The sequence below is a fragment of the Variovorax sp. GW460-12-1-14-LB1 genome (assembly GCF_059423605.1).
The window spans coordinates 23,216-47,121 of sequence record NZ_JBWKYF010000051.1; the positions used below are offsets into that span (position 1 = coordinate 23,216).

The 23,906-nt window shown below is 68.1% G+C and carries 24 protein-coding genes; 18 read left to right on the top strand and 6 right to left on the bottom strand.

Features of this window, described 5'->3' with window-relative positions:
* Window positions 1–56 precede the first annotated feature (56 nt).
* From trxB to rpmG, 3 genes are all read left to right on the top strand, one after another.
* Complete coding sequence (trxB, locus tag AC07Y4_RS22820) at window positions 57–1,007, top strand: thioredoxin-disulfide reductase (RefSeq protein ID WP_487849065.1); 951 nt, start codon at window positions 57–59, stop codon at window positions 1,005–1,007.
* A 245-nt stretch (window positions 1,008–1,252) separates the two neighbouring features.
* Window positions 1,253–1,486, top strand: a complete 234-nt coding sequence (gene rpmB, locus AC07Y4_RS22825; RefSeq protein ID WP_007830293.1) for a 50S ribosomal protein L28 — start codon at window positions 1,253–1,255, stop codon at window positions 1,484–1,486.
* 11 nt (window positions 1,487–1,497) lie between these two features.
* Window positions 1,498–1,671 carry a 50S ribosomal protein L33 gene (gene rpmG / locus AC07Y4_RS22830; RefSeq protein WP_007830291.1) on the top strand — a complete coding sequence of 58 codons (174 nt, stop codon included), beginning with the start codon at window positions 1,498–1,500 and terminating at the stop codon, window positions 1,669–1,671.
* 165 nt (window positions 1,672–1,836) lie between these two features.
* Here the strand turns inward: rpmG and AC07Y4_RS22835 are convergent, their stop codons facing one another.
* The 3 genes from AC07Y4_RS22835 to AC07Y4_RS22845 form a co-directional block, all read right to left on the bottom strand.
* Window positions 1,837–3,051 (bottom strand): DesA family fatty acid desaturase, encoded by a 1,215-nt coding sequence (locus tag AC07Y4_RS22835; protein ID WP_056572307.1) that lies wholly within the window; start codon window positions 3,049–3,051, stop codon window positions 1,837–1,839.
* Between the two features lie 132 nt (window positions 3,052–3,183).
* Window positions 3,184–4,455 (bottom strand): RsmB/NOP family class I SAM-dependent RNA methyltransferase, encoded by a 1,272-nt coding sequence (locus AC07Y4_RS22840; protein ID WP_495275171.1) that lies wholly within the window; start codon window positions 4,453–4,455, stop codon window positions 3,184–3,186.
* A 43-nt stretch (window positions 4,456–4,498) separates the two neighbouring features.
* The gene (locus AC07Y4_RS22845; protein WP_495275172.1) at window positions 4,499–6,352 is read right to left on the bottom strand and encodes a M48 family metallopeptidase; all 1,854 of its coding nucleotides are present in this window, start codon (window positions 6,350–6,352) and stop codon (window positions 4,499–4,501) included.
* Window positions 6,353–6,406: 54 nt separating this feature from the next.
* Here AC07Y4_RS22845 and AC07Y4_RS22850 point away from each other — a divergent pair, with 54 nt between their 5' ends.
* Window positions 6,407–6,655, top strand: coding sequence for a DUF1653 domain-containing protein (locus AC07Y4_RS22850; RefSeq protein ID WP_062483076.1), 249 nt, complete (start codon window positions 6,407–6,409; stop codon window positions 6,653–6,655).
* Here AC07Y4_RS22850 and AC07Y4_RS22855 read toward each other — a convergent pair.
* Window positions 6,643–6,951 carry an I78 family peptidase inhibitor gene (locus AC07Y4_RS22855; RefSeq protein ID WP_495275173.1) on the bottom strand — a complete coding sequence of 103 codons (309 nt, stop codon included), beginning with the start codon at window positions 6,949–6,951 and terminating at the stop codon, window positions 6,643–6,645. The two genes, AC07Y4_RS22850 and AC07Y4_RS22855, sit on opposite strands and share 13 nt — an antisense overlap.
* 59 nt (window positions 6,952–7,010) lie before the next feature.
* Window positions 7,011–7,607, bottom strand: a complete 597-nt coding sequence (purN, locus tag AC07Y4_RS22860; RefSeq protein ID WP_495275174.1) for a phosphoribosylglycinamide formyltransferase — start codon at window positions 7,605–7,607, stop codon at window positions 7,011–7,013.
* A gap of 173 nt (window positions 7,608–7,780) precedes the next feature.
* Here purN and AC07Y4_RS22865 point away from each other — a divergent pair, with 173 nt between their 5' ends.
* The 4 genes from AC07Y4_RS22865 (at window position 7,781) to AC07Y4_RS22880 (ending at window position 12,325) form a co-directional block, all read left to right on the top strand.
* The gene (locus tag AC07Y4_RS22865) at window positions 7,781–8,962 is read left to right on the top strand and encodes an acyl-CoA dehydrogenase family protein (RefSeq protein WP_062482930.1); all 1,182 of its coding nucleotides are present in this window, start codon (window positions 7,781–7,783) and stop codon (window positions 8,960–8,962) included.
* A gap of 12 nt (window positions 8,963–8,974) precedes the next feature.
* On the top strand, window positions 8,975–10,090 hold the full coding sequence (locus AC07Y4_RS22870) for an acyl-CoA dehydrogenase family protein (RefSeq protein ID WP_062482928.1): 1,116 nt from the start codon (window positions 8,975–8,977) through the stop codon (window positions 10,088–10,090).
* A gap of 96 nt (window positions 10,091–10,186) precedes the next feature.
* The gene (locus tag AC07Y4_RS22875; RefSeq protein WP_495275175.1) at window positions 10,187–11,533 is read left to right on the top strand and encodes an alpha/beta fold hydrolase; all 1,347 of its coding nucleotides are present in this window, start codon (window positions 10,187–10,189) and stop codon (window positions 11,531–11,533) included.
* A 6-nt stretch (window positions 11,534–11,539) separates the two neighbouring features.
* On the top strand, window positions 11,540–12,325 hold the full coding sequence (locus AC07Y4_RS22880) for an enoyl-CoA hydratase (RefSeq protein ID WP_495275176.1): 786 nt from the start codon (window positions 11,540–11,542) through the stop codon (window positions 12,323–12,325).
* A gap of 45 nt (window positions 12,326–12,370) precedes the next feature.
* On the opposite strand, the gene AC07Y4_RS22885 is transcribed toward AC07Y4_RS22880, so the two are convergent.
* The gene (locus AC07Y4_RS22885; protein ID WP_062480919.1) at window positions 12,371–12,931 is read right to left on the bottom strand and encodes an HNH endonuclease; all 561 of its coding nucleotides are present in this window, start codon (window positions 12,929–12,931) and stop codon (window positions 12,371–12,373) included.
* Window positions 12,932–13,096: 165 nt separating this feature from the next.
* Between AC07Y4_RS22885 and AC07Y4_RS22890 the strand changes: the two genes are divergently transcribed.
* From AC07Y4_RS22890 to AC07Y4_RS22935, 10 genes are all read left to right on the top strand, one after another.
* Window positions 13,097–14,134, top strand: coding sequence for a bifunctional riboflavin kinase/FAD synthetase (locus AC07Y4_RS22890; protein WP_095948725.1), 1,038 nt, complete (start codon window positions 13,097–13,099; stop codon window positions 14,132–14,134).
* A 125-nt stretch (window positions 14,135–14,259) separates the two neighbouring features.
* Window positions 14,260–17,109 (top strand): isoleucine--tRNA ligase, encoded by a 2,850-nt coding sequence (gene ileS, locus AC07Y4_RS22895; protein WP_495275177.1) that lies wholly within the window; start codon window positions 14,260–14,262, stop codon window positions 17,107–17,109.
* Window positions 17,109–17,624, top strand: a complete 516-nt coding sequence (gene lspA, locus AC07Y4_RS22900) for a signal peptidase II (RefSeq protein WP_062480914.1) — start codon at window positions 17,109–17,111, stop codon at window positions 17,622–17,624. The genes ileS and lspA overlap by 1 nt, the downstream gene beginning before the upstream one ends.
* 162 nt (window positions 17,625–17,786) lie before the next feature.
* Window positions 17,787–18,806 carry a LacI family DNA-binding transcriptional regulator gene (locus tag AC07Y4_RS22905; RefSeq protein ID WP_307587066.1) on the top strand — a complete coding sequence of 340 codons (1,020 nt, stop codon included), beginning with the start codon at window positions 17,787–17,789 and terminating at the stop codon, window positions 18,804–18,806.
* Window positions 18,807–18,834: 28 nt separating this feature from the next.
* Window positions 18,835–19,848: an ABC transporter substrate-binding protein gene (locus AC07Y4_RS22910; RefSeq protein WP_095746558.1), complete on the top strand. Its 1,014-nt coding sequence runs from the start codon at window positions 18,835–18,837 to the stop codon at window positions 19,846–19,848.
* Between the two features lie 16 nt (window positions 19,849–19,864).
* On the top strand, window positions 19,865–20,695 hold the full coding sequence (locus AC07Y4_RS22915) for an ABC transporter permease (RefSeq protein ID WP_495275178.1): 831 nt from the start codon (window positions 19,865–19,867) through the stop codon (window positions 20,693–20,695).
* A complete protein-coding gene (locus AC07Y4_RS22920) occupies window positions 20,695–21,495 on the top strand; it encodes an ABC transporter permease (protein ID WP_062480906.1) in 801 nt (266 codons plus the stop codon). Before AC07Y4_RS22915 ends, AC07Y4_RS22920 begins: the two co-directional genes overlap by 1 nt.
* Complete coding sequence (locus AC07Y4_RS22925) at window positions 21,485–22,558, top strand: ABC transporter ATP-binding protein (RefSeq protein WP_139703304.1); 1,074 nt, start codon at window positions 21,485–21,487, stop codon at window positions 22,556–22,558. The genes AC07Y4_RS22920 and AC07Y4_RS22925 overlap by 11 nt, the downstream gene beginning before the upstream one ends.
* 2 nt (window positions 22,559–22,560) lie before the next feature.
* Complete coding sequence (locus tag AC07Y4_RS22930; protein ID WP_495275180.1) at window positions 22,561–23,418, top strand: phosphodiesterase; 858 nt, start codon at window positions 22,561–22,563, stop codon at window positions 23,416–23,418.
* Window positions 23,419–23,491: 73 nt separating this feature from the next.
* The coding region (locus AC07Y4_RS22935) for a Na/Pi symporter (RefSeq protein ID WP_495275179.1) at window positions 23,492–23,906 on the top strand (415 nt) is incomplete at its 3' end.

Sequence of the window (23,906 nt, forward strand, 5' to 3'; positions counted from 1 at the left end):
GCTACCACCCTGAAAATGTACACGCTGCCGCAGCGTCCATCCTAGGTTTTCTACTCATGTCCGCACCCCAACACGCCAAGGTTCTCATTCTGGGCTCCGGCCCGGCCGGCTACACCGCCGCCGTCTACGCCGCACGCGCCAACCTCCAGCCTTTGCTCATCACGGGCATCGCGCAAGGCGGTCAACTCATGACCACGACCGAGGTCGACAACTGGCCGGCCGACGTGCACGGCGTGCAGGGGCCGGAGCTGATGCAGCGCTTTCTCGAACACGCCGAACGCTTCAAGACGCAGATCGTGTTCGACCACATCAACAAGGTCGACCTGAGCAAGCGCCCGTTCACGCTCACGGGCGACAGCGGCACCTACACCTGCGACTCGCTGATCATCGCCACGGGCGCATCGGCCAAGTACCTGGGCCTGGATTCCGAAGAGAAGTTCATGGGCCGCGGCGTCTCCGCCTGCGCGACCTGCGACGGCTTCTTCTACCGCGAGCAAGAGGTCTGCGTGATCGGCGGCGGCAACACGGCCGTCGAAGAGGCGCTGTACCTCTCCAACATTGCAAACAAAGTCACACTCGTGCATCGCCGCGACAAGTTCCGCGCCGAGCCGATCCTGATCGACAAGGTCATGGAAAAGGTGGCCGAAGGCAAGATCGTGCTGAAGCTGCACAGCCAGCTCGACGAGGTGCTCGGTGACGGCACGGGCGTGACGGGCATCCGCATCAAGAACACGCAGACCGGCGCGACCGAAGAGATCACGCTCAAGGGCTGCTTCATCGCGATCGGCCACCACCCGAACACCGACATCTTCCAGGGCCAGCTGGAAATGAAGGACAACTACATCCTGACCCGCTCAGGCCTGAAGGGCTTCGCGACGATGACCAGCGTGCCCGGCGTGTTCGCCGCCGGCGACGTGCAGGACAACATCTACCGCCAGGCCATCACGAGCGCCGGCACGGGCTGCATGGCCGCCCTGGACGCGCAACGCTTCCTCGAAGAGCACTGAGGCCTATCCCCACGGGGCACCGGCCAGCGCGGCCGGATTTCCCGTATCTGCGACGGCCCCCGGCCTCGCTGAGCCCGAAAGGGCTATAATCCGAGGCTTTGCCGAAACAGGGCCTACCTCCCACCGGGAGTCGGGTTGCGGCAAATCCGGGGTACCGCCACCCGTTTCTGGCGAGGTCAAGCTGTAAAACACCCTGCAATCGCCCTGATTGCGCCGGTGCCAGCTGTTCAAGAAAGAGTGTCCACATGGCACGCGTATGCGACGTAACGGGCAAAGGCCCGATGGTCGGAAACAACGTTTCCCACGCCAACAACAAAACCAAGCGCCGGTTCCTGCCGAACCTGCAATACCGCCGTTTCTGGGTCGAGACCGAAAACCGTTGGGTTCGCCTGCGCGTTTCGAGCGCTGCACTGCGCCTGATCGACAAGAACGGTATCGATGCCGTGCTCGCAGACCTGCGTGCCCGCGGCCAAGCTTAAGGAGCTGAATCATGGCAACGAGCAAAGGCGGACGCGAAAAGATCAAGCTGGAATCCACCGCGGGTACCGGCCACTTCTACACGACGAGCAAGAACAAGAAGACGATGCCTGAAAAGATGTCGATCATGAAGTTCGACCCCAAGGCGCGCAAGCACGTCGAATACAAGGAAATCAAGCTGAAGTAATTCGGCCTGTTCTCCCCCAGAAAACCCGCTGCTCACCCAGCGGGTTTTTTATTGCCTGTCGTTCTTGTGAAAGCAGAAAGAGGCAGGCACAAAAAAGCCGACCCGCAGGTCGGCTTTTTTATTGAGCGAGGGCAACAGCGCGGGAGGCGCCGGCTCTTTGCCTCGTCAGGCGCGCGCAGCGCGCAGGCGGGTCGAGAACTCGCGCAGACCGGCAATGCCACTGGCTTCCGCACGGTGACACCAGGCCGCCAGATCGGCCGCCAGCTGCTCGCGCGATTGCGAGGTGTTCAGCCAGAGCTGGCGCAGCTCTTCGCGCATCGTGACCATCTTGTCGAGCACCGGGTGGGCAGCACGGGCCTGCACCAGATGGGTGCGCGCCGAGGCGGGTACCTTGTCATCGTCGCGATGCAGCCAGCGCTTGGCCGCCTTGAGCACCGACAGGTCGGCGCCCTTGGCCTTGAGCACGGCGATTTCCTCGCTGGTCGCACGGCGCATTTCGCGGGCGTAGCCGGCCATCACTTCGTAGCGGTTGGCGATGACGGCCTCGAGCGTCTTCTCGTTGGCCACGGGCTGGATGTCGCCCATCTGCATCTTCGGCGGCACCTTCTTGACCTTGGCCCAGCCGAGCTTCTGGAACACCTGGATGTAGACCCACCCGATGTCGAACTCGTACTTCTTGACCGAGAACTTGGCCGAGGTGGGGTACGTGTGGTGGTTGTTGTGCAGCTCTTCACCGCCGATGATCAGGCCCCAGGGCATGATGTTGCGACTGGCGTCGGCCGCCTCGAAGTTGCGGTAGCCCCAGTAGTGGCCGATGCCGTTGATGATGCCGGCGGCGGTGATCGGGATCCAGAGCATCTGGACCGCCCACACGGTCAGGCCGAGCGCGCCGAACAGCGCCAGGTTGATCACCAGCATCAGGCCCACGCCTTGCCAGCTGTAGCGCGTGTACAGGTTGCGTTCGATCCAGTCATCGGGCGTGCCGTGACCGTAGCGCTCCATCGTTTCCTTGTTCTTCGATTCCTTGCGGTACAGCTCGGCGCCGCGCCAGAAGACTTCGTCGATGCCCTTGACCTGCGGGCTGTGCGGGTCGTCGGCGGTTTCGCACTTCGCGTGGTGCTTGCGGTGGATGGCGACCCATTCCTTCGTCACCATGCCGGTGCCGAGCCAGAGCCAGAAACGGAAGAAGTGCGAGGGGATCGGACCGAGGTCCATCGCCTTGTGCGTCTGCGTGCGGTGCAGAAAGATCGTGACCGCTGCGATGGTGATGTGCGTGGTGACGAGCGTGTACAGCACGACTTGCCACCAGGCAATGTCCCACAGGCCGTGTCCGAGCCATTGGATGACCGCGTTCAGAACGGCGGAGTCAGGAAGCATCATTGAGTCAGGTACTCCATGGCCACACGAAGGTGCAGCCTTCAGGTAACCCGCGATTTTAGGATGTCAGGGCCAAAACGAGGCCTTTTGTCCTTCTGTCACACCGCAGATTTACCCTAGTTTGGAGCCCCGCGCCTATTTCCGGTTCCACACGGCGGCAAAAAAGCCGTCGGTGGCGTGGCGATGCGGCCACAACCGCAGGTAGCGGCGGCCGTCTTCCCCACCCGCGCAGAGGGTTTCGGCGCCCTCCACCTTGAGCACCTGGAGCAATTCCGCGGCATCCATGGGCACGAAATCGGGGTTCGCAGCGGCAAACGCCTCGGCGATGGCCTCGTTTTCCTCCGGCAGCACGCTGCAGGTGGCGTACACCAGCCGGCCGCCCGACTTCACGAGCCGCGCCGCGCTTTGCAGGATGGCGGTCTGCTTGGCCGTCAGTTCGGCCACCGACTTGGCCGATTGCCGCCATTTGAGGTCCGGGTTGCGGCGCAGCGTGCCGAGCCCCGAACAGGGCGCGTCGACCAGCACGCGGTCGATCTTGCCGGCCAGGCGCTTGATCCGGTCGTCGCGCTCGTGGGCGATCGCGGCCGGGTGCACGTTCGACAGCTTGCTGCGCGCCAGCCGCGGCTTGAGCGCGTCCAGGCGGTGGGCCGAGGTGTCGAAGGCGTAGAGCCGGCCGGTGTTGCGCATGGTCGCGCCGATGGCCAAGGTCTTGCCGCCAGCGCCGGCGCAGAAATCGACCACCATTTCGCCGCGCTTGGCGTCCAGCAGCAGCGCGAGCAGCTGGGAGCCCTCGTCCTGCACCTCGATGGCGCCGCGCACGAACGCGTCGAGCTTGGTCAGCGCCGGCTTGCCGTCGATGCGCAGCCCCCAGGGCGAGAACGGCGTCACTTCAGATTTGATAGCAGCCTTCGCAAGCTCCGCCTTCACTTCGGCCCGCTTGTCGGTGAATGCATTGACGCGCAGGTCGAGCGGCGCCGGCTGCTGCAGGCTCTCGACCATCGGCCAGAAACCGTCGCCCAGCTGCGCCTTGAGCGGCGTGACCAGCCATTCGGGCAGGTTGTGGCGATGGCGTTCGAGCAGGTCGTCGGGCTTGACGGCGTCGCAGTTGTCGAGCCAGCGCTTCTCGGTGTCGTTGAGCGCGCTCTTCAGGAAGTCGCGCGGGCCGTGAAAGCCCAGGATCGCCATTCGGCGCTCCTTCGAACCGCTGCCCGAGGGCGACAGGTGATCGAACAGCAGCTTCTTGCGAAGCACGGTGTAGACGGTTTCGGCGAGCGTCGCGCGCTCGCGCGGGCCGAACTCGCGGTGGTCGCGGAAAAAGCGCGAAACGACCTGGTCGGCCGGGTGATCGAATTTCAGGACCAGGCCGACCAGATCGGCGGTGGCCTCCAACAGGGCTTTGGGATGCATAGCCCCGATTGTCTCAGCCGGCCGGCCTCGCGGCCGAAACGCCTCAGGCGCCGCGCACCCAGACGGTTCCGAAAGCCTGCCTCTCGATGTCTTCCAGCGTGGGCGAATGCCCCGCCCAGAGCACCAGCGCCGCGCCCGGCAAGGTCAGGGTCTGCTCGAGTTCGCGGCACAGGTGCCAGCGGTCCTCGTCGTCGAGCCCCGGCACCTCGACGAACACGATGTACGCCCGCCGCCAGGCGAACTCGCGCAGATTCTTGCGCACCACCCACAGCCGCGACACTGGCAGGCAACGCGCGATGTCCGCGCGCAGCTCGCCCAGTTCGTGGTCGTTCAGGTCGTGGCGCGAAATCTGGCTGAAGAACGGCGTGTCGGTGATCTCTTCCCAGGCGCGCGCCTCGGCCTCCTCCGCCTCCTTGAGCCGCGCGCGCCACAGCTTGAGCCCCTGCTCGTCGTGCGGCCCCGCTTCGGCGTCCTCCAGCGAGGCGACGGCGCTCTTGGCCGCCCACCAGCGGCTGGCCACGCCCGACTGGTGCAGCCGTTCGAGCACCGCCAGGCGTTCGGCGCGCTCGCGCACGGGCAGCATCTGGGCCAGTCCGCGCAGCGCGCCCGGATGGTCCGGCGCGATCCGCAGCGCGCTTTCGTAGCGTGCACGCACCGGCGCCGCCGGATCGAGCCGGCGCTCGGCGTCGGCCCACTCGACCATCTCGTCGGGCGTGTTGCGCTCGCCGCGGGCCGCCAGCACCGCGATGCGCTCGCGGATGCGCGAGCGGTGCGCGTGGTGCTGCTTCCAGTCGGCGGCGTGGGCGCGGCGCCAGGCATTGTCGAAATGCGAGATCCACTTGTGCTTGTCGGCCAGCATGTCCAGCGCGGGCCGCTGCGACCAGGCCGGCAGCGCCGCTTTCTGGTTCAGCGCTTCGAGCCGGTCGCGCAGCACGGGATGGGTGTCGTCCAGGTCGCTGACGCGGCGCATGGCCTCGCGCAGCGCCTGACGCGCGAATTCCTCGCTCGGCGGCGTTCGGGCGCGCTGCCGCAAAGCGGCAAAGGGGCCGGGCGGCAGCGGCTCGCGCTCGGCGCGCGCCCAGTGCCAGGGCCAGAACTCGCTGGCGTACCAGTTGCCCTTGATGGCCACTTCGGTGAGCGCGGCCGCGGCCACCGCGGTGCCGAGCAGCCGGCCCGAGATGCGGTCGGCCTCGTACTCGTCCTGGCGGGCCAGCGCGAAGGTCTTGGCGGCAAAGCGCGGAAAGTACCAGCGGAAGAAGGCCTGCGACACCAACGCCATCACGCCCTCGTCGCGCTGCAGGCTGGCATCGAGCCGCAGCCACGACAGCCGCGTGCGGTAGATCCAGGCGCTCAGGCGGCCGTGGTTGCCGCGCAGGTGGCCGTATTCGTGGGCCAGCACCGACAGCAGGCGCTGGCGGTCCAGCATCATCAGCAGCGGCAGGCCGATGCTCAGCGAGTTGAGCGCGCCGCCGAACAGGCCGAAGCGCGGCACCTGGCTGATGCTGGCGTTGAAGTTGTCGTCCAGGTAGACGCGGTGCACCGGCGGCCCCTTGATGCGCTCGCGGATGCGGTCCAGCGCCTCGAACAGCCCGGGCGCGTCGGCGCGCGTGAGCGGCTCGCCGTCGGGCTCGTCGAAATGCACCCAGAGCGCGCGCAGGGTCGCCCAGAACAGGCCCAGCGCGAACACGAGCAGCCAGCCGCGGGTGAAGTTGAAGCGCCCGTCGGCCACCGAGACGACCACCCAGGCCACAATGCCCACCGCCAGCCCGAGGCAGGCCAGCACCCAGAGGTAGCCGAGCGCGGCGAACGCCGCGACGCCACGCCGGTAGCGCGCGCTGTCGTCCGCACTCGCGTGCTCGCTCAGGCGAACCAGGTGAACAAAATCCGCACGGTCCATCCGACTCCCGTCAAAGACTCATCCGACAGTTGTTACCGAAGAAAGAAGCCCCCGTTGAACGACGAAGACCTCCCTCCCCTGATCGAAACGCCCCCTGGCCGCTACCGCCACTACAAGGGCGGTGAATACGACGTGATCGGCACCGTCCGCCACAGCGAGACGCTGGAGCCGATGACGCTGTACCGCGCCCTCTACGGTGCCCGCGGCCTGTGGGTCCGGCCGGCCGCGATGTTCGAGGAAACCATCGAGATCGACGGCCGCCCGCAGCGCCGCTTCACCCCGATCGACGCTCAGCCGCAGTGAACGTCCTTGACGCGGCCACGCGCGTCGACGCTGATGTTGAGCCGTCCGGGGTTGAGTTCCATGGTGACCGCCTGGTTCGGCTTGAGCACCCGCGCCGTGCCGGCGCCTGTGCGCGCACGTGCCGCGGCTTCGAGCTGGGGCGTCACCTGCTGGCCCACGGCAAAGCGGGCGCCTTCGGCGTTGCACTGGAAGACGGGTTCGGCCGGCGCAGCGGGCGCAGGCGCAGCGGCGCCCGGTGCCGGCGCGGGGGCCGGAGCGGCGCAGGCGGCCAGCAGGGCCGCGGTGGCCAACGTCAACAGTAGCGATTGGGTTTTCAAAGTTCTGTGCTCCCGAAAACCCAACAATATAAACAACTTTAAGCTTTGTGACTCAATGTATCCAACAGCCATCCAGCGATGGCGCGCGGGTACAGCAGGTGCTCCTGGGACAACACCCGGGCGGCCAGCGTGGCGGCCGTGTCGTCCGGCAGCACCGGCACCACGGCCTGCGCCAGGATCGGCCCGTGGTCGAGTTCGGCCGTGACCTGGTGCACCGTCACCCCCGCCACCTTGCAGCCCGCCTCGATGGCGCGCTGGTGCGTGTGCAGCCCCGGAAAGGCCGGCAGCAGCGAGGGGTGGATGTTCACCAGCCGCCCCGCGTAGCGCGCCACGAAGCCCGGCGTCAGGATGCGCATGAAGCCCGCCAGCACCACCAGCGCCGGCGCGTGGGCGTCGACCGCCTCGGCCAGCGCCGCGTCGAAGGCCTCCCGGCTGTCGAAGGCCTGGTGCGACACCACGGCGGTCGCGATGCCGTGCGATGCGGCCAGCGCCAGCCCGCCGGCCTCTGCCTTGTTGCTGATGACGGCGGCAATGCGCGCGCCGAAGCGCTCGGCCCAGCGGTCGCGCTCGGCGGCGCGCACGATGGCGGCCATGTTCGAGCCGCCGCCGGAGATCAGGATCACGATGTTCTTCATGGGAGGCCGGGATTATCCGTGCCCCGCCAACACCCCGATCAGCCTCCTGTCGACCCGCACGCCGGCGTGCTTGTCGCGACGCGGACACCGGATCGCAGCACGACCGTGCTAAAACTCGCAGTTCCGGAGACACCCCGCGTCTGCGGTGGACCGATCAACACAGCGAGGCACGCATGGATTTGAGCTTCACACCCGAAGAACAGAAGTTCCGCGAAGAAGTTCGCGCATGGGTCAAGGACAACCTCCCCCAGGAGATTTCGCACAAGGTGCACAACGCGCTCGAACTGACGCGCGACGATCTGCAAGGCTGGGCCAAGATCCTCGGCAAGAAGGGCTGGCTGGGCTACGGCTGGCCCAAGGAATTCGGCGGCCCCGGCTGGACCGCCGTGCAGCGCCACCTGTTCGAGGAAGAAACCGCACTGGCCGGCGCGCCGCGCATCATCCCCTTCGGCCCCGTCATGGTGGCCCCGGTGATCATGGCCTTCGGCAACGCCGAGCAGCAAAAGCGCTTCCTGCCCGGCATCGCCAGCGGCGAAGTCTGGTGGAGCCAGGGCTACAGCGAACCCGGCTCGGGTTCCGACCTGGCCTCGGTCAAGACCAAGGCCGAGCGCAAGGGCGACAAGTACATCGTCAACGGCCAGAAGACCTGGACCACGCTCGGCCAGCACGGCGACTGGATGTTCAACCTCGTGCGCACCAGCAACGAAGGCAAGCCCCAGACCGGCATCAGCTTCCTGCTGCTGGACATGAAGTCGCCCGGCGTCACCGTGCGCCCGATCAAGCTGATCGACGGCGGCGTCGAGGTGAACGAGGTGTTCTTCGACAACGTCGAAGTGCCCGCCGAGAACCTGATCGGCGAGGAGAACAAGGGCTGGACCTACGCCAAGCATCTGCTTTCGCACGAGCGCACCAACATCGCCGACGTGAACCGCGCCAAGCGCGAACTCGAGCGCCTCAAGCGCATTGCGAAAAGCGAAGGCGTGTACGACGACCTGCGCTTCCGCGACGAGATCGCCAAGCTCGAAGTCGACATCGTCGCCCTCGAGATGATGGTGCTGCGCGTGCTCTCGGCCGCCACCTCGGGCAAGAACTCGCTGGACGTGGCGGGCCTGCTCAAGATCCGCGGCAGCGAGATCCAGCAGCGCTACGCCGAGCTGATGATGCTGGCCGGCGGCCCCTATTCGCTGCCGCTGATCCGCGAAGCCATGGAAGCCGGCTGGCAAGGCAACTTCCCCGGCGGCAACCCGGCGCTGGCACCGCTGGCATCGACCTTCTTCAACATGCGCAAGACCACGATCTACGGCGGCTCGAACGAAGTCCAGCGCAACATCGTGGCGCAAACCGTCCTGGGCTGAGGAGACACCAACATGGATTTCAATTTTTCGGAAGACCAGGACCAGCTGCGCGACGCCGTTCGCAAGTGGGTCGACAAGGGCTATGACTTCGAGCGCCGTCGCGGCATCGAGGCCAAGGGCGGCTTCTCGCGCGAGGCCTGGGACGAACTGGCCGAGCTCGGCCTGGGCGGCCTGTACATCAGCGAAGACGACGGTGGCCTGGGCATGGGCCCGGTGGCCGGCATGGTCGTGATGGAAGAACTGGGCCGCGGCATCGTGCTGGAGCCCTTCGCCCAGACGCTGATCGCCGGCGCCGTGCTCGGCGGCTACGCCGACGCGGCCACCAAGGAAAACTGGCTGCCGCGCATCGCCGGCGGCCAGGCCCTCGTGGTGCTGGCCTACCAGGAGCGCAAGGCACGCTACCGCCTCGACGTGTGCGAGGCCACGGCCGTCAAGTCGGGCAACGGCTACTCGCTGACCGGCGCCAAGAGCGTGGTGCCCGTGGGCGACGAAGCTGATGCCTTCATCGTGCCCGCCAAGGTCGACGGCAAGATCGCCCTCTTCCTGGTCGAGCGCAGCGCCAGCGGCGTCGAAGCGCGCGGCTACGGCACGCAGGACGGCGGCCGCGCGGCCGAAGTCGTGTTCGACAAGGCCGACGCCACGCTGGTCACGGCCGACGGCCTGGCCGCGCTCGAGTACGCGGTCGATGTCGGCATTGCCGCCACCTGCGCCGAAGCGGTCGGCGTGCTCGACAAGACGCTCGACGTCACCATCGACTACATGAACCAGCGCAAGCAGTTCGGCGTGGTCATCTCCAGCTTCCAGGCGCTGCGCCACCGCGTCGCCGACATGAAGATGCAGCTGGAACTGGCACGCTCGATGAGCTACTACGCGACGCTCAAGCTCAACGCCCCGGCCGACGAACGCCGCCAGGCGCTGGCCCGCGCCAAGTACCAGCTGGGCACGTCGATGCGCTACGTGGCCGCGAACTCGGTGCAGCTGCACGGCGGCATCGGCGTGACCGACGAATACATCGGCAGCCACTACTTCCGCAAGCTCACGCAGCTCGAGCTCACCTTCGGCGACACCCTGCACCACCTGGGTGAAGTGTCGGCACGCATGCAGGACACGGCCGGCGTCTTCGCCTGACGGCTGTTTGTCGATAGCATCCAACGCCCGCCCGCCTTGCGCCGGCGGGCGTTTTCACTTGCGGGGCCCCAGCCCCCTGCCAGGAGAGAGACAGACATGCCTTCCCGCCGCACCCTGCTTGCCTTGGCCCTTGCCGGAAGCACCGCCGTCACCTTGCTGACCGGCTGCGCCACCTCCGCGCCCTCTTCCACCGAACGCCCGCCCATCGTCTTCATGCACGGCAACGGCGACTCGGCGGCGCTGTGGCAGACCACGATCTGGCGCTTCGAATCGAACGGCTGGCCGCGCGAGCGGCTCTTCGCCATCGACCAGCCGACTCCCCTGGCCCGCGACGACGATGCCGTGGCCCAGCCGGGGCGCAGTTCCACCGCCGAGTCGGCCGCGTTCCTGCGCGCCGAGGTCGAGAAGGTGCTGAAGGCCACGGGCGCGCCCAAGGTCGTGCTCATCGGCAATTCGCGCGGTGGCAACACCATCCGCAACTACGTGCAGAACGGCGGCGGCGCGGCCGTGGTGAGCCACGTGGTGCTCGGCGGCAACCCGGCGCACGGCATCTGGAAGGTGAAGGGCCTGCGCGAGAACAACGAGTTCTCGGGGCTCTCGGCCTTCATGCAGCAGCTCAATGCGCCCAAGGGCCCGAACGGCGACGAGGTCACGCCCGGCGTGCAGTGGCTCACGCTGCGCTCGGACACCAACGACAAGTACGCCCAGCCCGACGGCCTGTGGATCGGCGCGCCGGGCCAGCCGACGAACATCGGCTTCGACGGGCCGGCACTCAAAGGCGCCACCAACCTCGTGCTGCCGCGCGTGGACCACCGCGAGACCTCGTTCTCGCCGGCGACCTGGCGTTTCCTGACCGGCCAGGCGCCGGGCAGCACGGCGGTGGCGCCGGAGTCGAAGGTCGTGCTCGACGGCCGCGCGACCGGCGCGGACAACCTCGCGCTGGCCGGCGCGCGCGTCACCGTCTTTGCCGTCGACCCGGCCTCGGGCGCGCGGCGCGGCGAGGCGGCGCACCAGCAGACGGTCGGCGCCGACGGTCGCTGGGGCCCGTTCAGCGCGCAGCCCACCGCACGCTACGAGTTCGTGCTCGACGTGCCCGGCCAGGGCACCACGCACATCTACCGCAGCCCGTTCGTGCGCAGCAGCGGCGTCGTCAACCTGCGGACCGAGCGCCTGGCGCCGGCCGAGAGCGGCGCGGGGGCGGTGGTCGTCTTCACGCGTCCGCGCGGCTACTTCGATGCGCAGCGCGACACGATGAACTTCGACGGCCAGAACCCGCCGCCCGGCGTGCCGGCCCAGGGCGCGGGGCAGTCGAGCTCGCGGCTGCGCATCGCGGCCGGCGCGCCGCAGCGCACGGTCAGCGCCGAATTCAACGGCGAGCGCCTCACCGGCCAGAGCTGGCCCGCCGCGCAAGGGCACACGACGGTGCTCGAGCTGACGTACTGAACGGCCATGAACGACACGGCCCCCTTTGTCCTGACGGCGCGTGACGCGCGCGGCGTGGTCACGCTCACGCTGAACCGCCCCGCCGCCTTCAACGCGTTGTCCGAAGGCATGCTGGGCACGCTCGAGCAGGCGCTCGGTTCCATCGCCGCCGATGACACGGTGCGCGCCGTCGTCATCGCCGCGGCGGGCAAGGCCTTCTGCGCGGGCCACGACCTGAAGGAAATGCGCGCCGAGCCGTCACTCGGCTACTACCAGCAGCTGTTCGACCGGTGCGGCGCGATGATGCTGTCGATCCAGCGGCTGCCCGTGCCGGTGATCGCGCGCGTGCACGGCATTGCAACCGCGGCGGGCTGTCAATTGGTCGCGGTGTGCGATCTGGCGGTGGCCGCCAGCGACGCGCGCTTTGCGGTCAGCGGCGTCAACGTGGGGCTGTTCTGCGCCACGCCCGGCGTCACGCTGTCGCGCAACCTGGGTCGCAAGGAAGCCTTCGAGATGCTGGTGACGGGCGAATTCATCGGTGCCGAGGAAGCGCGCGAGAAGCGCCTGGTCAACCGGGTCGCGCCGCCCGAAGCGCTCGACGCCGCGGTCGAGGCGCTGGTCGCCAGCATCGTCGCCAAGCCCCGCACGGCGCTCGCGCTGGGCAAGGCGCTGTTCTATCGCCAGCTCGAGACCGGCATCGAGGCCGCGCTGGCCGACGCCAGCCGGACCATGGCCTGCAACATGATGGACGAGAGCGCGCTGGAAGGCGTGCAGGCCTTCATCGAGAAACGGCCGCCGGCCTGGAAGGGCTGAAAGAAAAAAGGAGGCCGAGGCCTCCTTTTTCTTGCGTGTCCGGTGTCAGATGTCGTGCAACCGGGACGACTGCGGCAGGTGCGCCATCAAAAATTCCATCTGGTCCGCCAGGATGCGGCGGTTGCGCAGGATGAAGTCTTCCCACAGGCTGGGCACGTAGGGCGCGTACAGCAGCGGCATGTTCGCCTGCTCGGGCGTGCGGCTGCTCTTGCGGTGGTTGCAGGGCTTGCAGGCCGTGACCACGTTCATCCAGGTGTCGATGCCGCGCTGCGCGAACGGAATGATGTGCTCGCGCGTGAGTTCGTCTTCGTGGAAATGGCCGCCGCAATAGGCGCAGATGTTGCGGTCGCGCGAGAACAGCTTGCTGTTGGTGAGGCCCGGGCGCTGCGCGAAGGGGTTGATGCGCGGCACGCCCTTGGTGCCGATGATGCTGTTGATCGCGATCTGCGACTGCTCGCCCGTGATCGCGTTGTGGCCGCCACGGAACACGGCCACCTGCGCGCCCACTTCCCAACGGACTTCGTCCGCTGCGTAGTGGATCACCGCCTGTTCCAGCGATATCCATGACTGGGGCAGCCCTTGGGCCGACAGCTTCAAGACCTTCACACACGCCTCCTCGAAACGAGAAAAACACGCAGAGACCAGAGACTCGGAATGCGTTGGCGACTCACGCCAACCCACCCACTGCGTCACAATATACCGGCTTTGTGACAAATCGGCCTGATTTGCCCATACGACGGGCATCAGGCGCTATCAAAAAGATACTCTCCCATGCAGGTTTTCCGCGGCTTCCGACACCCGGGCGTAGCTCCGGCCTGCGCCCTCACGATCGGCAATTTCGACGGCGTCCACCGCGGCCACCAGGCCATGCTGGCGCTGTTGCAGACCGAGGCCCGCCATCGCGGGCTGCCCAGCTGCGTGCTGACCTTCGAGCCGCACCCGCGCGACTATTTCGCCGCCGTCACCAAGAAGCCCGACCTGGCCCCGGCCCGCATCGGCACGCTGCGCGACAAGCTGACCGAGCTGGCGGCCTGCGGCGTCGACCAGACCATCGTGCTGCCCTTCGACGGCCGGCTGGCGTCCCAGTCGCCCGAGGCGTTCATCCAGAACGTGCTGATCGACGGCCTGGGCGCGCGCTACGTGCTGGTGGGCGACGACTTCCGCTTCGGCGCCAAACGCGCGGGCGACTACGCCATGCTCGATGCCGCCGGTGAAGCGCAGGGTTTCGACGTCGCGCGCATGAACAGCTACGAGGTACACGGCCTGCGCGTGTCCAGCTCGGCCGTGCGCGAGGCGCTGGCCGAAGGCCGCATGGCCGACGCCCACACGCTGCTGGGGCGCCCGTACACGATCTCGGGCCATGTGGTCCACGGCCGCAAGCTGGGCCGGGCGCTGGGCGCGTCGTCGCCGGGCAAGGACGACGGTTTTCGCACCCTCAACCTGCGCTTCAAGCACTGGAAACCGGCCGCCAGCGGCATCTTCGCGGTGCTGGTGCACGGCCTGGCCGACCAGCCGCTGCCGGGCGTGGCCAACCTCGGCGTGCGCCCCTCGCTGGACGCCAACGACGTCAACGCGGGGCGCGTGCTGCTGGAGACGCATTGCCTGGAGTGGCCCTCGCATCTGGGGGCCGAAGGGGCCTACGGTAAAATCGTGCGCGTGGAACTCCTGCACAAACTGCACGACGAATTGCGCTACACCAGCCTCGAAGCCCTCACTGCGGGCATCGCGAAGGATGGCCGCGACGCACGCGCGTTCTTCGCATCGACCCACGCCGAGACCCACCGCCAGACCACGCGCGACCGAATTTAGCCCTGCACGCCCCGTGCTGCCGCCCTTCGACAAGCTCAGGGCGAACGGCTATATCTTCCGCACCGACCGCTCAATGCAGTTCGGGCTGAGCCTGTCGAAGCCCCTCTGTTTCGCCGCACCCCAACATGTCTGACGCCGCTTCCCCCAAAGATTACCGTTCCACGCTGAACCTGCCCGACACCCCCTTCCCGATGCGCGGCGACCTGCCCAAGCGCGAGCCGGGCTGGGTGAAGGAATGGAACGACGAAGGCCGCTACCACCGCCTGCGCGACGCCCGCCACGGCGCGCCCAAGTTCATCCTGCACGACGGCCCGCCGTACGCCAACGGCCAGATCCACATGGGCCACGCGGTGAACAAGATCCTCAAGGACATGATCACCAAGGCGCGCCAGCTCGAAGGCTTCGACGCGCTGTACGTGCCCGGCTGGGACTGCCACGGCCTGCCGATCGAGAACGCCATCGAAAAGCAGTTCGGCCGCAACCTCAGCCGCGACGAGATGCAGGCCAAGAGCCGCGCCTACGCCACGGAGCAGATCGCCCAGCAGATGGTCGACTTCCAGCGCCTGGGCGTGCTGGGCGAATGGGACCACCCCTACAAGACGATGGACTTCGCCAACGAAGCCGGTGAGCTGCGCGCGTTCAAGCGCGTGATCGAGCGCGGCTTCGTGTACCGGGGCCTGAAGCCCGTGTACTGGTGCTTCGACTGCGGCTCGTCGCTGGCCGAGTTCGAGATCGAATACGCCGACAAGAAGAGCCAGACCATCGACGTGGCCTTCAAGGCGCACGAGCGCGAGAAGGTGCTCAAGGCCTTCGGCACCGACCACACGATCCTGGGCGACATCTTTGCCGTGATCTGGACCACCACCGCGTGGACGATCCCCGCCAACCAGGCGATCAACCTCAACCCCGAGCTCGAGTACTCGCTGGTCGACACCGAGCGGGGCCTCCTGATCCTGGCCAACTCGCTGGTCGAGATGTGCATGACGCGCTACGCGCTCGACGGCAAGGTGCTGGCCACGGTCAAGGGCGAGGCGCTCGGCGGGCTCGAGTTCGAGCACCCGCTGTACGACGTCGATGCGGGCTACCAGCGCCTGTCGCCCATCTACCTGGCCGACTACGCCACCGCCACCGACGGCACCGGCCTCGTGCACTCCTCGCCTGCCTACGGCGTGGACGACTTCAACTCCTGCATCGCCCACGGCGTGGCGTACGACGACATCCTGAACCCGGTGCAGGGCAACGGCAGCTATGCGCCCGACTTCCCGCTGTTCGGCGGCCAGAACATCTGGAAGGCCGTGCCGGTGATCATCGCCGCGCTGCGCGACGCCAACCGCCTGCTGACCACCGAGACCATCACCCACAGCTACCCGCACTGCTGGCGCCACAAGACGCCGGTGATCTACCGCGCGGCTGCGCAGTGGTTCGTGCGCATGGACGAGGGCGAAGGCGTGTTCACCAAGGACAAGGCGCCCAAGACGCTGCGCCAGACCGCACTCGACGCCATCGAACAGACCAGCTTCTATCCCGAGAACGGCAAGGCCCGCCTGCACGACATGATCGCCGGCCGGCCCGACTGGTGCATCAGCCGCCAGCGCAGCTGGGGCGTGCCGATCCCGTTCTTCCTGCACAAGGATTCGGGCGAGCTGCATCCGCGCACCATGGAAATCCTCGACCAGGCCGCCGACATCGTCGAGAAGGGCGGCATCGAGGCCTGGAGCCGCGTCACCGTCGAAGACATCCTGGGCGCCGAAGACGCACCGAGCTACACCAAGAGCACCGACATCCTCGAGGTGTGGTTCGACTCGGGCTCGACCTTCTCGCACGTGCTGCGCGGCACGCACCCCAACGTGCACCACGAGACCGGCCCCGAAGCCGACCTGTACCTCGAAGGCCACGACCAGCACCGCGGGTGGTTCCACTCGTCGCTGCTGATCGCCTGCATGCTGGAAGACCGCGCACCGTACAAGGGCCTGCTCACGCACGGCTTCACGGTCGATGCCAAGGGCATCAAGATGAGCAAGTCGCTCAAGAACGGCATCGACCCGCAGGAAATCAGCAACAAGCTAGGCTCGGAAATCATCCGCCTGTGGGTGGCCGCGAGCGACTACTCGGGCGACATCGCGGGCGACGACAAGATCCTCGCGCGCGTCGTCGACGCCTACCGCCGCATCCGCAACACGCTGCGCTTCCTGCTCGCAAACACCAGCGACTTCGACATCGCGAAAGATGCCGTGCCGCTCGACCAGCTGTTCGAGATCGACCGCTACGCCATGTCGCGCGCGGCGCAGTTCCAGGCCGAGATCCTTGCGCACTACCAGGTGTACGAGTTCCATCCGGTGGTGGCCAAGCTGCAGATCTACTGCTCGGAAGACCTGGGCGGCTTCTACCTCGACATCCTGAAGGACCGCCTCTACACGACGGCGCCGGGCTCGCTCGCGCGCCGCAGTGCGCAGACGGCCCTGTGGCACATCTCGCAAGCCATGCTGCGCTGGATGGCGCCGTTCCTGAGCTTCACGGCCGAAGAGGCCTGGAAGATCGTGGGCACCGGCAAGGCCGGCGAGTCGATCTTCACGCAGACCTACAGCCAGTTCGCCGCACCCGACGAGGCGCTGCTCGCCAAGTGGGGCCGCATCCGCGAGATCCGCGACGGCGTCAACAAGGACATCGAGGCGGTGCGCGCCGGGGGCAAGGTCGGTTCGTCGCTGCAGGCCAACCTGCAGCTGAACGCACCGGCCGACGACCTCGCGCTGCTGGGCTCGCTGGGCGACGACCTGAAGTTCGTGTTCATCGCCTCGGCCGTGGCGCTGGCGGCGGGCGACACGCTGTCGACCGTGGTCACGCCGAGCACCGCGCAGAAGTGCGAACGCTGCTGGCACTACCGCGAGGACGTGGGCCACGACCCGGCGCACCCGACCATCTGCGGCCGCTGCACGAGCAACCTGTTCGGCGCGGGCGAATCGCGCAGCGTGGCCTGATGGCGACCGCACGCTCCGCCTCGTCGGCCTCGCGTTCGCGCGGCGCCAGCATCTGGCCGTGGCTCGGGCTGGCGACGATCATCGTGATCATCGACCAGTTCACCAAGACGCTGATCCTGGGCTACTACAAGCTCGGTGACGCGACCTACGTGACGAGCTTCTTCAACGTCGTGCGCGCGCACAACACGGGCGCCGCCTTCTCGTTCCTGGCCGACCACTCGGGCTGGCAGCGCTGGTTCTTCACGGCCATCGGCGTGGCGGCGGCGATCTTCATCGTCTGGATGCTGCGGTCGCACGCGGGCCAGAAGCTCTTCTCGTTCGCGATGGCCTGCATCCTGGGCGGTGCGATCGGCAACGTGGTCGACCGCATGATGCACGGCTACGTGGTCGACTTCCTGAGCTTCCACTGGGGCAACTGGTACTTCCCGGCGTTCAACGCGGCGGACAGCGCCATCACGCTCGGGGCCATCTGCCTGATCGTCGACGAGATCCGGCGAGTCCGGCGCGGCAAGTAAGCCAGTTCTAGACCAAAGGGGCCCACGGGCCCCTTTTTCTTTGGCCGCGCTCCGCGCCAGCGGCCCCGGGGTTCTCCCCACTTCCCTGTCCTGTCATCGCGAAGTCATACTGCGCCGGTCCAATGTAATCGATTACATGAACCCCACCACGGACCCCGCACGATGAGCATCCAAGCAGTAGCCGCCCAGGCCGGGGTCTCCGTGGCCACGGTCTCGCGCGCCTTCAATTTCCCCGACAAGGTGACGCCGGCCACGCGCGAACTGGTCGAGCGCGTGGCGCGCGAGCTCAACTACCTGCCCAACGCCAGCGCCCGCACCTTGCGCACCCAGCGCAGCCGCACGCTCGGCGTGGTGCTGCCCACGCTGCTGAATCCGACCTTCGCCGAATGCCTGCAGGGCATCGCGCGCGCGGCCGTCGCGGGCGGCTACGCGATCCTGCCGGTCACCACGGGCTACCGGCTCGACGAGGAAGAGCGCGCCGTCCAGCTGCTGCTGGCGGGCAATGTCGACGGGCTGATCCTCGTGGTGTCGAACCCGTCCACCTCGGCCGCGCTGCAGCGCCTGCAGGCCGCCGGCGTGCCCTACGTGCTGGCCTACAACCGGCACGCCGACCATCCCTGCGTGTCGGTCGACAGCGAAGGCGCGGTGGCCGATGCGGTCACGCGGCTCGTGCTGCTTGGCCACCGGCGCATCGCGATGGTCAGCGGCACGCTGGCCGCGTCGGACCGCGCGCAGCAGCGCTACCGCGGCTACCAGCGCGGCATGGCCGAAGCAGGCCTTGCCGCGCCGCCGCTGGTCGAAGTGCCCTTCGTCGAGACCGCCGTCGATGCGCTGTGCGCGGAGCTGCGCCCGCGCAGCCGCCCCACCGCACTGGTCTGTTCGAACGACCTGCTCGCCATCCGCAGCATCCGCGCCGCGCACCTGAGCGGCCTGGCGGTGCCCGACGACCTCAGCGTGGTCGGCTTCGACGGCATCGCGCTCGGCGAAGACCTCACGCCCGCGCTCACCACCATCGCGCAGCCCAACAGCGACATCGGCCGCCACAGCGTCGAGCTGCTGGCGCAGGCGATCGCCGGTGGCCGCGCGCTGCAGGCCGACGCGAGCCTGCTGCTGCCCCATGCCTTCCGAGACGGCGAGTCGTGCGCGAATGCGCGCGAAGACAACGACGCCGCACTGTCCTGACCCCACCACCCCTCCCAGGAGTTCTTCCATGTCCCTTCGCTTTCACCGCCTCGCCCGCCTCGGCGTGCTGGCCGCCGCCCTCGTCGCCGCCGGCGGCGCCATGGCCCAGACCGCCATTTGCTACAACTGCCCGACCGAATGGGCCGACTGGGGCACCCAGCTCAAGGCCATCAAGGCCAAGACCGGCATCACCGTGCCGGCCGACAACAAGAATTCGGGCCAGTCGCTCGCGCAGCTGGTCGCCGAAAAGGCCAGCCCCGTGGCCGACGTCACCTACCTCGGCGTGACCTTCGCGGTGCAGGCCGCGAAAGACGGCGTGGTCGAGCCCTACAAGCCGGCCGCCTGGAAAGACATTCCCGACGGCCTGAAGGACCCCGCAGGCAACTGGTTCACCATCCACTCGGGCACGCTCGGCTTCATGGTCAACGTCGACGCGCTCAAGGGCAAGCCGGTACCCAAGTCGTGGGCCGACCTGCTCAAGCCCGAATACAAGGGCCTCATCGGCTACCTCGACCCCGCCTCGGCCTTCGTGGGCTACGTGGGCGCCGTGGCCGTGAACCAGGCGCGCGGCGGCACGCTCGACAACTTCAAGCCGGCCATCGACTACTTCAAGGCGCTGCAGAAGAACGAGCCCATCGTGCCCAAGCAGACCTCGTACGCGCGCGTGCTGTCGGGCGAGATCGCGATCCTGCTCGACTACGACTTCAACGCCTACCGCGCCAAGTACAAGGACAAGGCCAACGTCGCCTTCGTCATCCCGAGCGAAGGCACGCTGGCCGTGCCCTACGTGATGAGCCTGGTCGCCAAGGCGCCGCACGCGGCCGATGCGAAGAAGGTGCTCGACTTCACGCTGTCCGACGAAGGCCAGGCGATCTGGGCCAAGGCCTACCTGCGCCCGGTGCGCGCCAGCGCCATGCCCAAGGAGATCGAGGCGCAGTTCCTGCCCGCCAGCGACTACGCCCGTGCCAAGACCGTCGACTACGCCCGCATGGCCGACGCGCAGCGCGCCTTCTCCGACCAGTACCTGAAGGAAGTGCGCTGACCCGGCGCCGCGCGCGATGACACGCACCACCTCCTCCAACGCCTGGAACCCGCGCTGGCGATTGCTGGCCTGCGTCGCGCCGGCGGCCGTCTTCTTCGCGGCCTTCTGGCTGCTGCCGGTGGTGCGCCTGCTCGCGCTGCCGGCCGACAAGGGCGCCGCCACCTACTTCGCGGTGCTGACCGATGCGCGCTACCTGCAAAGCATGGCCAACACCGTCGCGCTGTCGGTGGCGGTGACGCTGGCCACGCTGGTGCTGGGCGCGGCGGTGGGCATCTACCTCGCGCGCCATGCCTTCCCGGGCAAGCGCATGCTGCTGTCGCTGCTCACGCTGCCGCTGTCGTTCCCGGGCGTGATCATCGGCTTCTTCGTGATCCTGCTCGGCGGGCGCCAGGGCGTGGTGGCCGACCTGAGCGATGCGCTGGTCGGCGAGCGCATCACCTTCGCCTACGGCCTGCTCGGGCTCTTTTTGGCGTACCTGTATTTCTCGCTGCCGCGCGCCATTGCCACCTACGCCGCGGCGGCCGAGTCGATGAACACGCAGCTCGAAGAGGCGGCGCGTTCGCTCGGCGCCTCGAAGCTGCGCGTGGCGCGCGACGTGTGGATGCCCGAGCTGGCACCCACCACGCTGGCCTGCGGCGCCATTTTGTTCGCCACCTCGATGGGCGCCTTCGGCACGGCCTTCACGCTGGCCAGCAAGTTCGAGGTGATCCCCATCACCATCTACAACGAGTTCACCAACTACGCCAACTTCGCGCTCGCCGCGTCGCTGTCGATCTCGCTGGGCGTCGTGACCTGGCTGGTGCTCTTCGTGGCGCGCCGCTTCGGCGCCAACCCGGTCGCCCGATGATGAAGACCCCTTCGCAACCCCGCGCCCCTTTCCTGCTCGCCATCACGGTGATCGTGAGCCTCTTCATGATCGCACCGATGCTGCTGTCGGTGATGGCCGGCCTCGTCAACAACTACAGCGCGGGCCTGAAGAGCGGCCTCACGCTGCGCTGGCTCGGCGAGGTGTGGGAGAACTACGGCGGCACCGTCGGCTGGTCGCTCGCGCTGGCCGTGGCCTGCGTCGTGTGCACCGTGCTGATCGGCGTGCCCTGCGCCTACACGCTGGCACGCAGCCGCTCGCGTGCGGCGCGCATCTTCGAAGAGCTGCTGACCTTGCCGGTCGCGGTGCCGGGCCTGGCGACGGCGCTCGCGCTCATCCTCGCCTACGGCCAGCTCACGGCCTTTCGCCAGAGCTTCGCCTTCATCCTCGTGGGCCACATCGTCTTCACGCTGCCCTTCATGGTGCGCACCGTGAGCTCGGCCTTCCAGCGCGACGACCTGCTCGCGCTCGAAGAGGCCGCGCGCTCGCTGGGCGCGAACTTCCGCCAGCGCTTCATGGGCATCCTCGTGCCCGCCGTGTTCCCCGCCATCGTGGCGGGCAGCCTGATGGTGTTCACGCTGTCGGTGGGCGAATTCAACCTCACCTGGATGCTGCACACGCCGCTCACGCGCACGCTGCCCGTGGGCCTGGCCGACAGCTACGCCTCGATGCGCATCGAGATCGGATCGGCCTACACGCTGGTCTTTTTCGCAGTGATCCTTCCCGTGCTGTGGGGCCTGCAGTACCTTGCCAACCTGATGCAGAAACGCCATGGAACTTGAACGCATCCCCGTCGACATCTCGAACTGCGCGAAGACCTACGCCGACGGCACGCGCGGCCTGCAGCCCACCAACCTCAAGGTGGAAGCGGGCGAGGTGCTCGCGCTGCTCGGCCCCTCGGGCTGCGGCAAGACCACGCTGCTGCGCCTCATCGCCGGACTCGAAGCGCCCGACGACGGCAGCCGCATCGTCTTCGGCGACCAGGACGTCACGCAGCGCCCGGTCGAGCACCGCGGCGTGGGCATGGTGTTCCAGAGCTACGCCCTCTTTCCGCAGATGACGGTGGCCGCCAACATCGGCTACGGCCTGCGCATCCGCGGCGTGTCGCCCGAGGAAGAGAAACGCGCCGTGGGCGAGCTGGTCGACCTCGTGCGCCTGGGCGGCCTGGAGAACAAGCGCCCCGCCGAACTCTCGGGCGGCCAGCGCCAGCGCGTGGCCCTGGCGCGCGCCGTGGCCGTGCGCCCGCGCGTGCTGCTGCTCGACGAGCCGCTGGCCGCGCTCGACGCCAAGCTCAAGGAATCGCTGCGCGACGAACTGGCCGAGCTGCTGCGCCGCCTGCACATCACCGCCATCCACGTCACGCACGACCAGCAGGAAGCGCTGGCCATCGCCGACCGCCTCGCGGTGATGCGCGCCGGGCGCATCGTGCAGGTCGGGCGCGGCGAAGACCTGTACCGCGCGCCCGCGCACCCCTTCGTGGCCGAGTTCCTGGGCCGGGTCAACCGGCTGGAGCGCGCGCCCGACGCCATCGCGCAGGGCGTTGTCCGACTCGGAGGGTCGTCGCTGCCCTGCCCCGCGCCCTGGCAGCAGCATGCGACGCTGCTGGTGCGGCCCGAAGACATCGAGGTCGGCGCGCCCCCGCCCGGCGAGGCGCCCGGCTGGGGCCGCGCCACGGTCGAACGCCGCACCTTCCTCGGCGACCGCGTGCAGTTGCACCTGCGCCTGCAGGACCAGCCCGTGCTGGTGGCCGACGTGGGGCGCGACAACCCCTTCGGACCGGGCGACGCGGTAGGCCTGCGCATCCCGGCCGACCGCCTGATGACCTCGCAGGAAACCCGCGCATGACCATGACCACGACGACGAATCCCAACACCTTCCTGGTCCAGCTGACCGACCTGCACATCCGCGAACCCGGCCGGCTGGCCTACGGCCGCATCGACACGGCGCCCTACCTCGCGCGCGCCGTGCAGTCGGTGCTCGCGCTGCGCCAGCCGCCCGACGCGGTGGTGATCACCGGCGACCTGACCGACTTCGGCCGCGCCGCCGAGTACGACCACCTGGCCGCCCTGCTCGCGCCGCTGACGATGCCCGTCTACCTGCTGCCCGGCAACCACGACGGCCGCGACCAGCTGCGCCGCAGCTTCCCGGGCCACGCCTACCTGGGCACGGGCGCCGACACGCACGGCTTCGTGCAGTACTCGGTACGCGTGGGCGACCTGCGGCTGCTCACGCTCGACACCTGCGTGCCCGGCGCCAGCCACGGCACGCTGTGCGAGCGGCGCCTGGCCTGGCTCGAAGCCCAGCTCGACGCCTGCCGCCACGAGCCCGTGGTGGTCGCCATGCACCACCCGCCCTTCGAGACGCTGATCGGCCACATGGACGAGATCGGCCTGCTCGAGGGCGCCGACGCGCTCGAGGCCCTGCTGCGCCGCTACACGAACGTCGAGCGCGTGATCTGCGGCCACCTGCACCGCGCCATCGACGTGCGCTTCGGCGGCACCATCGCCTCGACCTCGCCGGCGCAGGCGCACCAGGTCTGCCTCGACCTGGCGCCCGACGCCGCCTCGGCCTGGACGCTGGAGCCGCCCTCGTTCCGGGTGCACGCCTGGTCTGCGGCCGGGCGCCGGCTCGTCACCCACCTGGCGGCCTCCGGCAGCTTCGAAGGGCCTTATCCTTTCCACGACAACGGAGCCCTGATCGACTGAAGCGTCTACTTGTGGAAAATGGGGCTGAAACGAATCAAAACGAAAACAAGAGAAAGGTCAGACCCCGCCCTCCATGAAGCACCTTCTGAATCTGCTTGCGGCCGTCGCCCTGCTGGTGTGGGGCACGCACCTCGTGCGCACCGGCGTGCTGCGCGTCTTCGGCGCCAACCTGCGCAAGATCCTCGTGCAGAGCATGCGCAACCGCTTCACGGCCGCGCTCTCGGGCATCGGCGTCACGGCGCTCGTGCAGTCGAGCACGGCCACCTCGCTCATGACCTCCTCGTTCGTGGGGCAGGGCCTGGTCACGCTGCCGGCGGCGCTGGCGGTGATGCGGGGCGCCGACGTGGGCACGGCGCTGATCTCGGTGCTGTTCTCGGCCGACCTCTCGTGGCTCTCGCCGATGTTCATCTTCGTGGGGGTGGTGCTGTTCATCACGCGCTCGGCCACCGTGGCGGGGCGCGTGGGGCGGGTGCTGATCGGGCTGGGGC